General features: G+C 75.5%; 9 protein-coding genes and 2 riboswitches. Of the genes, 7 read left to right on the top strand and 2 right to left on the bottom strand.

Annotated elements, in window-relative coordinates; all coding sequences use genetic code 11:
- Nucleotides 1-17: 17 nt before the first annotated feature.
- Nucleotides 18-70: riboswitch (cobalamin riboswitch) on the top strand.
- 75 nt (nt 71-145) lie between these two features.
- From VKZ81_RS26960 to VKZ81_RS26945, 4 genes are read left to right on the top strand one after another with little or no spacing between them, the layout of a single operon-like run.
- Nucleotides 146-748: a precorrin-8X methylmutase gene (locus VKZ81_RS26960; RefSeq protein WP_324244499.1), complete on the top strand. Its 603-nt coding sequence runs from the start codon at nt 146-148 to the stop codon at nt 746-748.
- Entirely contained in the window at nt 748-1,671 is a 924-nt protein-coding gene (locus VKZ81_RS26955) for a sirohydrochlorin chelatase (RefSeq protein ID WP_324244498.1), read from the top strand. The genes VKZ81_RS26960 and VKZ81_RS26955 overlap by 1 nt, the downstream gene beginning before the upstream one ends.
- Nucleotides 1,671-2,897, top strand: coding sequence for a uroporphyrinogen-III C-methyltransferase (gene cobA / locus VKZ81_RS26950; protein WP_324244570.1), 1,227 nt, complete (start codon nt 1,671-1,673; stop codon nt 2,895-2,897). Before VKZ81_RS26955 ends, cobA begins: the two co-directional genes overlap by 1 nt.
- Nucleotides 2,898-2,906: 9 nt before the next feature.
- Nucleotides 2,907-3,527 carry a cyclodeaminase/cyclohydrolase family protein gene (locus tag VKZ81_RS26945; RefSeq protein ID WP_324244497.1) on the top strand — a complete coding sequence of 207 codons (621 nt, stop codon included), beginning with the start codon at nt 2,907-2,909 and terminating at the stop codon, nt 3,525-3,527.
- A gap of 4 nt (nt 3,528-3,531) precedes the next feature.
- Here the strand turns inward: VKZ81_RS26945 and VKZ81_RS26940 are convergent, their stop codons facing one another.
- Complete coding sequence (locus tag VKZ81_RS26940; RefSeq protein WP_324244496.1) at nt 3,532-4,563, bottom strand: Gfo/Idh/MocA family protein; 1,032 nt, start codon at nt 4,561-4,563, stop codon at nt 3,532-3,534.
- Nucleotides 4,563-5,909 carry an MFS transporter gene (locus VKZ81_RS26935; RefSeq protein WP_324244495.1) on the bottom strand — a complete coding sequence of 449 codons (1,347 nt, stop codon included), beginning with the start codon at nt 5,907-5,909 and terminating at the stop codon, nt 4,563-4,565. Before VKZ81_RS26935 ends, VKZ81_RS26940 begins: the two co-directional genes overlap by 1 nt.
- 195 nt (nt 5,910-6,104) lie before the next feature.
- Nucleotides 6,105-6,214, top strand: a riboswitch (cobalamin riboswitch).
- A gap of 37 nt (nt 6,215-6,251) precedes the next feature.
- Here VKZ81_RS26935 and cobN point away from each other — a divergent pair.
- From cobN to cobT, 3 genes are read left to right on the top strand one after another with little or no spacing between them, the layout of a single operon-like run.
- Nucleotides 6,252-9,974 (top strand): cobaltochelatase subunit CobN, encoded by a 3,723-nt coding sequence (gene cobN / locus VKZ81_RS26930; protein WP_324244494.1) that lies wholly within the window; start codon nt 6,252-6,254, stop codon nt 9,972-9,974.
- Entirely contained in the window at nt 9,971-10,705 is a 735-nt protein-coding gene (gene cobI, locus VKZ81_RS26925; RefSeq protein WP_324244493.1) for a precorrin-2 C(20)-methyltransferase, read from the top strand. The genes cobN and cobI overlap by 4 nt, the downstream gene beginning before the upstream one ends.
- On the top strand, nt 10,702-12,414 hold the full coding sequence (cobT, locus tag VKZ81_RS26920; RefSeq protein ID WP_324244492.1) for a nicotinate-nucleotide--dimethylbenzimidazole phosphoribosyltransferase: 1,713 nt from the start codon (nt 10,702-10,704) through the stop codon (nt 12,412-12,414). Before cobI ends, cobT begins: the two co-directional genes overlap by 4 nt.
- The last annotated feature ends 13 nt before the right edge of the window (nt 12,415-12,427 follow it).

The raw sequence follows: 12,427 nt of genomic DNA, 5'->3' as shown, positions 1-12,427 counted from the left end.
GCTTCCCCGGCTGCGCGGGAACCCGGTGCGAACCCGGGGCGGTCCCGCCACTGTGACCCGTGAGCCCGGCTCGCGGGGAGCCAGACCTCGCGCGGCGTACCCACCACCGACCCCGTCCGGGCGTGGACACCCGGGGAGGAGAACCGTGAACGCGCGCGCCGCCGTGCACCCCATCGAGCAGGAGTCGTACGCGATCCTGCGCAGCAGGCTCGACACCTCCGACCTGCCGCCGCTCACCCGCGCGGTCGTCGAGCGCGTCGTGCACACCAGCGCCGACACCACGTGGGTCGGCGACCTGGTCACCGACGAGGACGCCCTGCGCGCCGGACGCGCGGCCCTGCTGGCCGGGGCGCCCCTGATCACCGACGTGCGGATGGTGGCCGCGGGCGTCACCGCGCGGCCCGCGGTGGTGGCGCTCGACCTCGCCGGGGAGCCTCAGGACGGGCTCACCCGGTCCGCGGCCGGGATCCGCGCCGCCGTCGCCCGGCACCCGGACGGCGCGGTGTGGGCGATCGGGAACGCGCCGACCGCCCTGCACGAGCTGGTGCGCTGCGCCGCCGAGGGGCTGGTGCGCACGCCGCTGGTGGTGGGGCTGCCGGTCGGGTTCGTCGGCGCGGTGGCCGCGAAGGCCGCGCTGCGCGGGTCGGGGTTGCCCGCGGTGAGCAACCGGAGCGAGCGGGGCGGGGCCGCCGTCGCGGCCGCCTCCGTGAACGCCCTGCTGTACGCCGACGACGAGGCGGTGCGCTGATGGCGCCGCCGCTGCTGCTGGTCGGCCACGGCACCGTCGACGCGACCGGGGTCGCGGAGTTCGTCGCGTTCACCGACCGCGTGCGCGGGCTCGTGGACGTCGACGTGGCCGGCGGGTTCATCGAGCTGTCCGCGCCGACCGTCCACCAGGCGTGGACCGAGCTGTCCGGGCGCGGGCACACCACGCTCGCCGCGGTGCCGATGGTGCTGGTCGCGGCCGGGCACGCGAAGGGCGACATCCCGGCCGCCCTGCAGCGCGAGGTCGTGCGCGACCCGGCCACCGGCTACCTCTTCGGCCGGCCGCTCGGCCCGCACCCGCTGCTGCAGGAGGTCGTCGCGGCCCGGGTCGGCGAGGTCGCGCCCGCCGAGGGCACCGCCGTGCTGCTCGTCGGCCGCGGATCGACCGACCCCGACGCCAACGCCGAGGTCTGCAAGGTCGCGCGACTGCTGCAGGAGGGCCGCGGCTACGAATTCGTCGAGCCCGCGTTCGTCTCGCTGACCGGCCCGGACGTGCCCGGCGGGCTCGCCCGCTGCCGGGCGCTCGGGGCACGGCGGGTGGTGGTGGCGCCGTACTTCCTGTTCGACGGCGTGCTGCCGCGCCGGGTGGGGGAGCAGGCCCGCGCGTTCGCCGCGCAGCACCCGGATCTCGACGTGCGGGTGGCCCGCCACATCGGCGACTGCCCCGAGCTCGCCCGGCTCGTGCTGGAGCGCTACCACGAGGCACTGCACGGCGACATCCGGATGAACTGCGACACCTGCGCCTACCGCGTCCTGCTGCCGGGGTTCGAGGACAAGCTGGGCGCGCCGCAGACCCCGCACCACCACCCCGACGACCCGGCGCACGGCCACGGTCACGGTTCTGGTCATGGCCATGGCCACGGACACGGGAACGGCCCCGGGCACGGACACGCGGTCGCGGGATGATGTCGCGCGTGGATCCCTATCTCGTCGGCCTGGACCTGGCCGGGCGCCGCGTGGTCGTGGTCGGCGGCGGCGCCGTCGCCCAGCGCCGCCTGGGCGGGCTGCTCGCAGCGGGGGCGGACGTCGAGGTCGTCGCGCCCGAGGTCACGCCGGCCGTCGAGGCGATGGCCACGGCGGGCGAGCTGCGCTGGACGGCGCGCGGGTTCCGCGCCGGCGACCTGGAGGGCGCGTGGTACGCGATCGCGTGCACCGACGACCCCGCGGTGAACGCGCGGGTGGGCGCCGAGGCACTGGAGCGGCGCGTGTTCTGCGTGCGCGCGGACGACGCCCCGCAGGGCACCGCGGTCACCCCGGCCGTCGGCAGCCACGACGGGCTCACCGTCGGCGTGCTCGCCGGGCGCAACCCGCGTCGCTCGGCCGCGGTGCGCACGGCGCTGGTGGAGGCCCTGCACGCCGGCGTCGTCGACGACGCCGCCGAGCCGGTGCGACCCGGGGTCGCGCTGGTCGGTGGCGGGCCGGGCGACCCGGAGCTGATCACCGTGCGCGGGCGGCGGCTGCTCTCGCGCGCCGACGTCGTGATCACCGACCGGCTCGGCCCGCGCGACCTGCTCGACCAGCTCGCCCCGCACGTCGAGGTCGTCGACGCGTCCAAGATCCCGTACGGGCGGGCGATGAACCAGGCGCGGATCAACGAGCTGTTGATCGAGCACGCCCGCGCCGGGAAGTTCGTGGTGCGGCTCAAGGGCGGCGACCCCTACGTGTTCGGTCGCGGCTTCGAGGAGGCGCTCGCCTGCGCCGAGGCCGGTGTGCCGGTCACCGTGGTGCCGGGGGTGACGAGCGCGTTCGCCGTCCCGGCCGTCGCCGACGTGCCGGTGAGCCACCGCGGGGTGGCGCACGAGATCGTGGTCGTGTCCGGGCACGTCGCACCGGACGACCCGCGCAGCCTCGTCGACTGGTCCGCGCTCGCCCGGCTGCGCGGCACGCTGGTGCTGCTCATGGCGGTGGAGCGGATCGGGGCGTTCGCGCAGGCGCTGATCGCGGGCGGCCGCCCGGCGGACACGCCGGTGGCCGTGGTGCAGGACGGCACGATGCGCATCCAGCGCAGCCTTCGCGCGACGCTCGCCACCGTGGCCGACGAGGTGCGCGAACAGGGGATCAACCCGCCCGCCGTGATCGTCATCGGGCCGGTGGCCGGCCTCGCCGACGGTGCCGTGACCGCGAACGGGTAGACCGGTCGCATGGCCGATCACCCCGCCGACCACGGGTCCCTGCTCGATCTCCCCGTCCGCGAGCTGCTCGACGCCGCGGCCGCGCGCACCCCGGCCCCCGGCGGGGGCGGGGCCGCCGCGCTCACCGCCGCGCTGGCCGCCGCGCTCACCGGCATGGCCGCCCGGTTCGCCGACGGCGCCGAGGCCGAGCGGGCGGCCGAGCGCGCCGACGAGCTGCGCGCCGCGCTCGCCCCGCTCGCCGACGCCGACGCCGCCGCGTACGGCGCCTACCTCGCCGCCCGGCGCCGTCCGCGCGACGACCCGGGCCGCGCCGACGCGATCGCCGCGGCCCGTCGCGAGACGGTCGGGGTGCCCGCGCGGATCACCGAGCTCGCCGGGGAGGTCGCCGGGATCGCCGCCGAGCTCGCCCGCAGCGGCAACCCCAATCTGCACGGCGACGCGACGGCCGCCGTCCACCTCGCCGCGGCCGCGGCGACGACCGCCGCCGAGCTGATCGCGGCGAACGTCACCGACGACCCGAAGGCCGGCGACACGGGGGAGGCCCAGCGGGACCGGGCCCGCGAGATCGCCGCCGGCGCCCGCGCGCTCGCCGAGGCGGCGCTCACCCGGGGCGCGGGGCGCGACTCGTGATGCGTCAGGAGATCTCCACCAGCTCGCCGGTCCGGCACGCTTCGGCGATGGCGAGCGTGACGCGCAGCGTCTCCACCGCGTCCCGTCCGGTGACGCGCGGGGCCGCCCCGCGGATCACGTCGCAGAAGTGGGCGAGCTGGCGTGCGAGCGGATCGGCGTCCTCGACCTCGACGACGGCCGCCTCGAACGGCTCCCACCAGGACGGCGCGCCGGGGTAGGTCGTGAGGCGCATCGTCGGCACTCTGAGCGACCCGCGTGTCCCGGCGATCACGTAGCAGTCGGCGTCGGGCTGATGCGGGTAGGCGGCGTTCTCCGCGGACGTCAGCTCCCAGCTGAACGGCGCCGCGGCCGTGTCGGAGAGCAGGAACGTCCCCAGTGCGCCGCTCGCGAAGCGCAACACCACGGCGACGGTGTCCTCGACCGCGTGCCCGCGGGTGCCGTTCGCGGCCATGGCCTGCACCGCGAGGATCTCCCCGCAGACGGCCCGCAGGTCGTCCACCTCGTGGACCATGTTGATGAGGATCGGCCCGCCCCCGGGCTCGCGTCGCCACGGCGCGGCGTCGAAGTAGTCGTCGGGCTTGGAGAACAGGGCGCTGCCCTGCACGGCCACGACGCGCCCGAGGGTGCCCGCCGCCACCGTCCGAGCTGCGGCCTCCAGCAGCGGGCTGTAGCGGCGGTGGTGGCCGACGAGGAGCGGCACGCCCGCCTCCTCGGCCGCGTCGACGAGCCGCTGCGCGTCCTCGACCGTGTCGGCGATCGGCTTCTCGACGAGGACCGGAACGCCGCGCTCGACGCACTCGAGGGCGATCGGCACGTGCAGCCGGTTGGGCGCCGCGACGATCACACCGACGCCGTCGGTGCCCTCGGCCGCGAAGCACTCGCCGATGGAGTCGTGGTCGGACGCGGCCGCGGGGGCCGGGTCGACGACGGCGGCGAGCTCGCACCCCGGGCTCTGCCGGACGAGCTCGGCGTGCCTGCGCCCGATGAGCCCGGCGCCGGCGACGACGATCCGGGGGAGGGTGCGGGGGAGCGGCATCAGACCGCCGCGGCCCGCAGCCGGGCGTAGTCCTCGGGCGACACCGGCGTGGCGTCCGCGGTCCCGAGGTCGTCGAGGGGGATGCGGAACGTCTCGCGGGCCGACCACGCCGCGGCGGCGGCCAGCACCGCGAACCCGAACGTGAAGCCGCCGACGATCAGCGGCACGTTCGACCCGGACGGCGCGACGACGGCGAAGACCGTCGGCATGAAGGCGGTGATCGCCGTGCCGATGTTCTGGGAGACCGCGAACCCGGTCACGCGGGTGCGGGTCGGGAACAGCTCCTGGTAGAAGGCGGGGAAGATCGCGTTGTAGCCCTGGTACACCACGCCCCACATCAGGATGGCGAGCACGAACGCGAGCACGACGTCGCCCCGGCTGACCGCCCACAGGTACGCGAACGAGAGGGCGCCCGAGCCGAGCGAACCCACGATGATGCAGGGGCGGCGCCCGATGCGATCGCTGAGGTCGCCGACGAACGGGATGAGCAGCACGGCGACGACGTTGCCGACCACGGAGATCCACAGATAGGTGGTCGCGCTGAAGCCGAGCCCGTACGCCTTGCTGGTGGCGTAGCTGGCCCCGAACACGGTGGTGGTCGTCGGCACGATGTTCATCAGCGCCATCAGGACCACGCGCAGCACGTCGCGGCCGTTCTCGCGGACGACCTGCACGATCGGCGCCTTCGGCACCGCGTTCTGCTCCTGCTCGGCGCGGAACGCCGGGGTCTCGTCCACGCGGCGCCGGACGAGGTAGCCGGCGACCACCACCAGGGCGCTGAGCAGGAACGGAACCCGCCAACCCCAGGCCTGGAACGCGTCGGCGGGCAGCAGCGCGGACATCGGGAGGAACACCGCGGCCGCGAGGATCTGCCCCGCCTGCACGCCCTGGAGGGTGAAGCTCGCGTAGAAGCCGCGGCGCCCGAACGGCGCGTGCTCGACGATCATGGCGCTGGCGCCTGAGATCTCGCCGCCGACGGCGAACCCCTGGATCAGCCGCAGGACCACCAACAGGGCCGGGGCCGGCACGCCGACCGACTCGTACGTGGGCAACAGCGCCACGAGGAACGTCGAGACGCCCATCATCAACATGCACAGCACCAGGACGTTCTTGCGGCCGTGCTTGTCGCCCCAGTGGCCGAGCACGAACGCTCCGAGCGGGCGTGCGACGTAGCCGACGCCGAACGTCGCGAGGGAGGCGACGACGCCGACCGCGGGGTCGCCCTGGGGGAAGAAGATCGCCGGGAACACCAGTGCGGCGGCCTGGGCGTAGATGAAGAAGTCGTAGTACTCGAGCGCGCTGCCGACCCACCCGCTGGCCGCTGCCTTCCTCGGGGAGCGTTCCACGGTCCTCTCCTTCGAAGCGTCGGGTGCGCGCGTGCGTGGTGCGGCTGGGGAGAGGCTAAGGGGCCCCGGGGGAACGTGATCACGGCCCACCGCCCGCCTGTGCCGGACACGGGCGCGCGGCGCCGGTCGGGTGGAGATCGGACGGAGGAGGGTCGGCATCCTCACGACGCGTTGACCGGCGTACCCGCGGTGTGTTCCAGTTGCCGCGACGACGGTGCAGGAAGCCGGTGCGAGTCCGGCGCGGTCCCGCCACTGTGACCGGGGCGACCCGGGAGCCAGACCCTCGCCGTCGTCCACAACTCCGCCGAGCAGAGGGCGCGGACCCTCGAGGAGGAAACGCCGATGACGCAGCCCGTGCTGCTGCTCTCCACCGCCGACACGGAGCTGCTGGCCGCCCGCAGCTCCGGGGCGCTCTACCGCACCGCCAACCCGTCGCGCGTCGACCCCGAGGGGCTGCCCCCGCTGCTGGACGGCGTCGCCGTCGTGGTGCTGCGGCTGCTGGGCGGGCGCCGGGCCTGGCCGGAGGGCGTGGACGCGCTGATCGCGTCCGGGCTGCCGGTCGTGCTGCTGGGCGGGGAGGCCGCCCCCGACGCCGAGCTGATGGCCGCGTCGACCGTCCCCGCGGGCGTCGCCTCCGAGGCGCTCGCCTACCTCGCCGCGGGTGGCACCGCCAACCTGCGGCAGCTGCACCGGTTCCTGTGCGACACCGTGCTGCTCACCGGCGAGGGCTTCGACCCGCCCACCCCGATGCCGGAGTTCGGCCTGCACGGCGATCGGCGCCAGGACCCGGACCGGCCGACGGTCGGCGTGGTCTTCTACCGGGCGCACGAGCTGTCGGGCAACACGGCGTTCGTCGACGTGCTGTGCGACGCGATCGAGGCGCGCGGCGCCAACGCGCTGCCGGTCTTCTGCGGCTCCCTCCGCGGCGCGCAGCCCGAGCTGATGGAGCTGCTGGGCCGGGCCGACGCGCTGGTCGCGACCGTGCTGGCGGCGGGCGGGACGGTCGCAGCGGACGCGAGCGCGGGCGGCGAGGAGGACTCGTGGGACGCGGGCGCGCTCGCCGCCCTCGACGTCCCCGTGCTGCAGGGGCTGTGCCTGACCACCCCGCGCGCCACGTGGGCGGAGTCCGACGCGGCGCTGTCGCCGATGGACGCGGCGATGCAGGTGGCGATCCCCGAGTTCGACGGCCGATTGATCACGGTGCCGTTCTCGTTCAAGGAGGCTCTGCCGGCTCCCGAGGGGCCGGGCGACGACATCCCCGTCTACGTCGCCGACCCCGAGCGGGCGGGCCGGTTGGCCGGGCTCGCGGTGCGGCACGCCCGGCTGCACGCCACGCCGGTGGCGGAGCGCAAGCTGGCGGTGGTGCTGTCGAGCTACCCGACCAAGCACTCCCGGGTCGGCAACGCCGTCGGGTTGGACACCCCGGCGTCGGCGGTCGTGCTGCTGCGGGCGCTGCGCGAGGCCGGCTACACGGTCGGGGAATTCCCGGCGGACCCCGACGAGCTGATCCACGCGCTCATCGCCGCGGGCGGCCACGACGTCGAGTGGCTCACCGAGGAGCAGATGGCGGCCGCGCAGGCCCGCGTCCCGCTCGCGGACTACCGCCGCTGGTTCGACGCGCTGCCGCCCGCGCTCGCCGACGGCATGCGGGAGCACTGGGGCGACCCGCCCGGCTCGCTCTACGTGGACCGGGACGAGATCGTGCTGGCCTCGCTGCGGTTCGGCAACGTCGTGCTGATGATCCAGCCGCCGCGCGGGTTCGGGGAGAACCCGGTGGCGATCTACCACGACCCGGACCTGCCCCCGTCGCACCACTACCTGGCCGCCTACCGCTGGCTGGACGAGGTCTTCGGCGCCGACGCGGTGATCCACCTCGGCAAGCACGGCACCCTCGAGTGGCTGCCCGGCAAGGGCCTCGGCCTCGCCGCCGAGGACGCCCCGGACGCCGTGCTCGGCGAGCTGCCGCTGGTCTACCCGTTCATCGTCAACGACCCGGGGGAGGGCACCCAGGCCAAGCGGCGCGGCCACGCCGTGGTCGTCGACCACCTGGTGCCGCCCATGGCCCGCGCCGACACCTACGGCGAGATCGCCAAGCTCGAGCAGCTCCTCGACGAGTACGCCACCGTCCAGGCCATGGACCCGGCGAAGCTGCCCGCCCTGCGCACGCAGATCTGGGAGGTGGTGACCGCCGCCCAGCTGCACCACGACCTGCACGTGGACACCGCGCCGGGCGAGGAGGACTTCGACGAGTTCATCCTGCACATCGACGGCTACCTCTGCGAGATCAAGGACGTCCAGATCCGCGACGGCCTGCACGTCCTCGGGGCGCCGCCGCGGGACGAGGCCCAGGTCAACCTGGTGCTCGCGATCCTGCGGGCGAGCCAGGTCTGGGGTGGGAGGACGGCGCTGCCGGGCCTGCGGGCCGCGCTCGCCGCCTGGGCAGGCCTGGACGAGCAGGCGCTGCTGGCGAACCCCGGCGCCCAGGTTCAGGAAAGCCACATTCATGAACGTGGGCTTCATGAATGTGGCTTTCCTGAAGCGCGGCGGCAGCGCCTCCTCGCCGTCGCCCCCGGCCCCGCCGTCACCGGCGCCGACATGGTCGACGTCCTCGAGGGCGTGGCCCGGGCCCTGGTCACCGGCGTGCAGGAGCGCGGGTGGGCCGAGCCCGCCGCCGTCTGCGCCGAGCTCCTGGGCGAGGAGATCCCCGACGTCGTGGCGGTGCTCGAGTTCGGCTGCCGCGAGGTGGTGCCCCGGCTGGAGCGCACCACCGACGAGGTCACCGCCGCGCTGCACGCCCTCGACGGCGGGTACGTGCCCGCCGGGCCGTCCGGGTCCCCGACCCGCGGCCTGGTCAACGTGCTGCCGACCGGGCGGAACTTCTACTCGGTCGACCCGAAGGCGATCCCGTCGCGCAGCGCGTGGGCCATCGGCTCGGCGCTCGCCGACTCCCTCGTCGCCCGCCACCTCGCCGACACCGGCACCTACCCGCGCAGCGTCGGGCTCACCGTGTGGGGCACCAGCGCCATGCGCACCCAGGGCGACGACCTCGCCGAGATCCTCGCGCTCATCGGCTGCCGCCCGACGTGGGACGACGCCTCGCGCCGGGTCACCGGGTTCGAGGTCGTGCCGCTCGAGGAGCTGGGCCGGCCGCGCATCGACGTCACCGTCCGCATCTCCGGGTTCTTCCGCGACGCGTTCCCGCACGTGATCAACCTGATCGACGACGCGATCCGCACCGTCGCCGACCTGGACGAGCCGCCCGAGCAGAACTACCTGCGCGCCCACGTCGAGGAGGACGCCGCCCGGCACGGCGACCGCCGCCGCGCCACGTCGCGGATCTTCGGCTCGAAGCCGGGCGCGTACGGGGCGGGCCTGCTGCCGCTGATCGACGCCCGCAACTGGCGCAGCGACGCCGACCTCGCCGAGGTCTACGCGGTCTGGGGCGGCTACGCCTACGGCCGCGGCCTCGACGGCCGCGAGGCGCGCGCCGACATGGAGGCCTCGTTCCGCCGGATCGCGGTCGCGGCGAAGAACCAGGACACCCGTGAGCACGACATCGTCGACTCCGACGACTACTTCCAGTACCACGGCGGGATGGTGGCGATGGTGCGCGCGCTCACCGGCCGCTCACCCGCCGCGTACGTCGGCGACTCCGCGGTGCCGCAGGCGGTGAAGACCCGCACGCTGGCCGAGGAGACCAAGCGGGTCTTCCGCGCCCGCGTGGTGAACCCGAAGTGGATCGCCGCGATGCGCCGGCACGGCTACAAGGGCGCGTTCGAGCTCGCGGCCACCGTCGACTACCTGTTCGGCTACGACGCCACCGCGGGCGTGGTCGACGACTGGATGTACGGCCAGCTGGCCGAGAGCTACGTGTTCGACGAGACGACCCGGGCGTTCCTGGAGAAGTCGAACCCGTGGGCGCTGCGGGGGATCACCGAGCGGCTGCTGGAGGCGGCCGACCGCGGCATGTGGGCCAAGCCCGACGACGCCGTGCTCGACCGGCTCCGCCAGACCTACCTCGACCTCGAGGGCGACCTCGAAGGCGACCTGGAGGGGGAGCGGTGAACACGCTGGTCGGGGTGGGTGTGGGGCCCGGCGACCCGGAGCTCGTCACCGTCAAGGCGGCCAACCTGCTGGCCAAGGCCGACATCGTGTTCGTGCCCGTCGCCGACACCGGGGAGACGGGCCGGGCCGAGCAGACCGTCCTGTACTACGCCGAGGCGTGGCGCGTGGAGCGCGTCGTGTTCGCGCTGCACGACCGCGAGCACACCGAACGTCGCGAGCGCGCGTGGGACGCCGCGGCTGCCCAGGTCGCGGCCTGGTTCGCCGCGCACCCGGGCGGTACCGCCGTGTTCGCGACCATCGGCGACCCGTGCGTCTACTCCACGTTCAGCTACCTCGCCGCCTCCGTGCGCGGGGTGCTCGGCGAGCTGGACGTGCAGCTCGTGCCGGGGATCACCGCGATGCAGGACCTCGCCGCGCGCTCCGGGACGCCGCTGGTGGAGGGCCGCGAGCCGCTCTCGCTGTTCCCGATGACCGCCGGCCCGGAGCGGTTCCGCGCCGCCCTGGAGCGCGGCGACGCGGTGGCCGCGTACAAGTTCGGCCGGATGCTGCCCGAGACCCTCGCCGTGCTCCGCGAGACCGGCCGCATCGACGAGGCCGTCTACGGCGCGGGCCTCGGCCTGCCCGAGGAGGACATCCGTCCCGCGGCCGAGCTCGACCCGGACGAGGAGGGCCCGTACCTGTCGACCCTGATCGTCCCGCCGAAGCGGACGGGCCGCGGCGGCTCCCTGTGAGCGGTCCCGGTTTCTACGAGGTGGTGCACGCCCGTCGGGACGTGCGGTCCGGGTTTCGGCCCGACCCGGTGGACGACGCCGTGCTCAGCCGGGTGCTGGAGGCCGCGCACGCGGCGCCGTCGGTCGGGTTCTCCCAGCCGTGGGACTTCCTCGTGCTGCGCGACCGCGCGATCCGGGAACGGGTTCACGCGCACGTCGCCGCGGCCCGCGCGGCGTACGCCGCGTCGCTGCCCGCCGCGCGGGCGGCCGCCTTCCGCGACCTCAAGGTCGAGGCGATCCTCGACACCCCGCTCAACATCGCGGTGACCTGCGACCCCACCCGCGGCGGGAGGCACGTCCTCGGCCGCCACACCCAGCCGCGGACCGCGCCGTACTCGGTGGTGGGCGCCGTGCAGAACCTGTGGCTCGCCGCGCGGGCGGAGGGCCTCGGCGTGGGCTGGGTCAGCTTCGGCGACGAACGGGAGCTCGCCGCGCTGCTGGGCCTGCCGCCGCACGTGGAGCTGGTCGCCTACCTCTGCGTCGGGCACGTCGACGACTTCCCCGACGAGCCGGAGCTCGCCACCGCGGGGTGGGCGCGCCGCCGCCCGCTGCGCTGGGCGGTCCACCACGACACCTACGGCCGCCGCGGCCTGCCCGGGGAGGAACCGATGGACCTGCTCGCCGAGACGGTCGCCGCGATCACGCCCCCGGACGCGGCCGCGCGCGCCGCCGCCGTGGAACGCCTCGACCGGATGACGAAGCCGCGCGGCGCGCTGGGGCGGGTCGAGGACCTCGCCGTCGCGCTCGCCGGGATCGCGGGTGCCTGCCCGCCGCCGGTGCCCGAACCCGCGGCGGTGGCCGTGTTCGCCGCCGACCACGGCGTGCACGCGCACGGGGTGACGCCGTGGCCGCAGGAGGTCACCGCGCAGATGGTGGCGAACTTCCTCGCCGGGGGAGCGGTGGTGAACGCCTTCGCCCGTCGGGTGGGGGCCGAGGTGTGCGTGGTCGACGTCGGCGTCGCGGCGCCGCTGGACCCGGCGCCCGGCCTCGTCCCGCGCCGGGTCGCCGACGGCACCGCCGACCTCGCCACCGGCCCCGCGCTCACCCGCGAGCAGGCCCGCGCCGCCGTCGAGGTGGGCATCGAGACGGCGCGCGACCTCGTCGCCGCCGGGAACCGCTGCCTCGTGACCGGCGACATGGGCATCGCCAACACCACCGCGGCCGCGGCCCTGATCAGCGCGTTCACCGGGGCCGACGCGGGCGAGGTGACGGGGCGGGGCACCGGCGTCGACGACGCCACGCTGGCCCGCAAGACGTCCGTGGTGGCCGCCGCGATCGCTCTGCACCGCCCGGACCCGGCCGACCCGCTCGGGGTGCTGGCCGCCGTCGGCGGCCTCGAGCACGCGGCGCTCGCCGGGTTCCTGCTCGGTGGGGCCGCGTTGCGCGTCCCGGTGCTGCTCGACGGCGTGAACGCCGGTGCAGCCGCCCTCGCCGCGGCCGCCTTCGCCCCGCACGCCCGGACGTTCTGGGTGGCCGGGCACCGCTCGGCCGAGCCCGGGCACGCCCGCGCCCTGGCGCACCTGGGCCTCGACCCGCTGCTGGACCTCGGCATGCGCCTCGGCGAGGGCACCGGAGCCCTGCTCGCCCTCCCGGTCCTGCAGAGCGCCGCGCAGGCGCTGCAGGACGTCGCGACGTTCGACGCCGCGGGCGTCACCGACAAGACCCGCTAGCGCCCCTCGGCGC

The sequence above is a fragment of the Pseudonocardia sp. genome, assembly GCF_035305885.1.
In the GTDB taxonomy this organism is placed as follows: domain Bacteria; phylum Actinomycetota; class Actinomycetes; order Mycobacteriales; family Pseudonocardiaceae; genus Pseudonocardia.
This window is presented reverse-complemented; position numbering and strand designations above follow the sequence as displayed.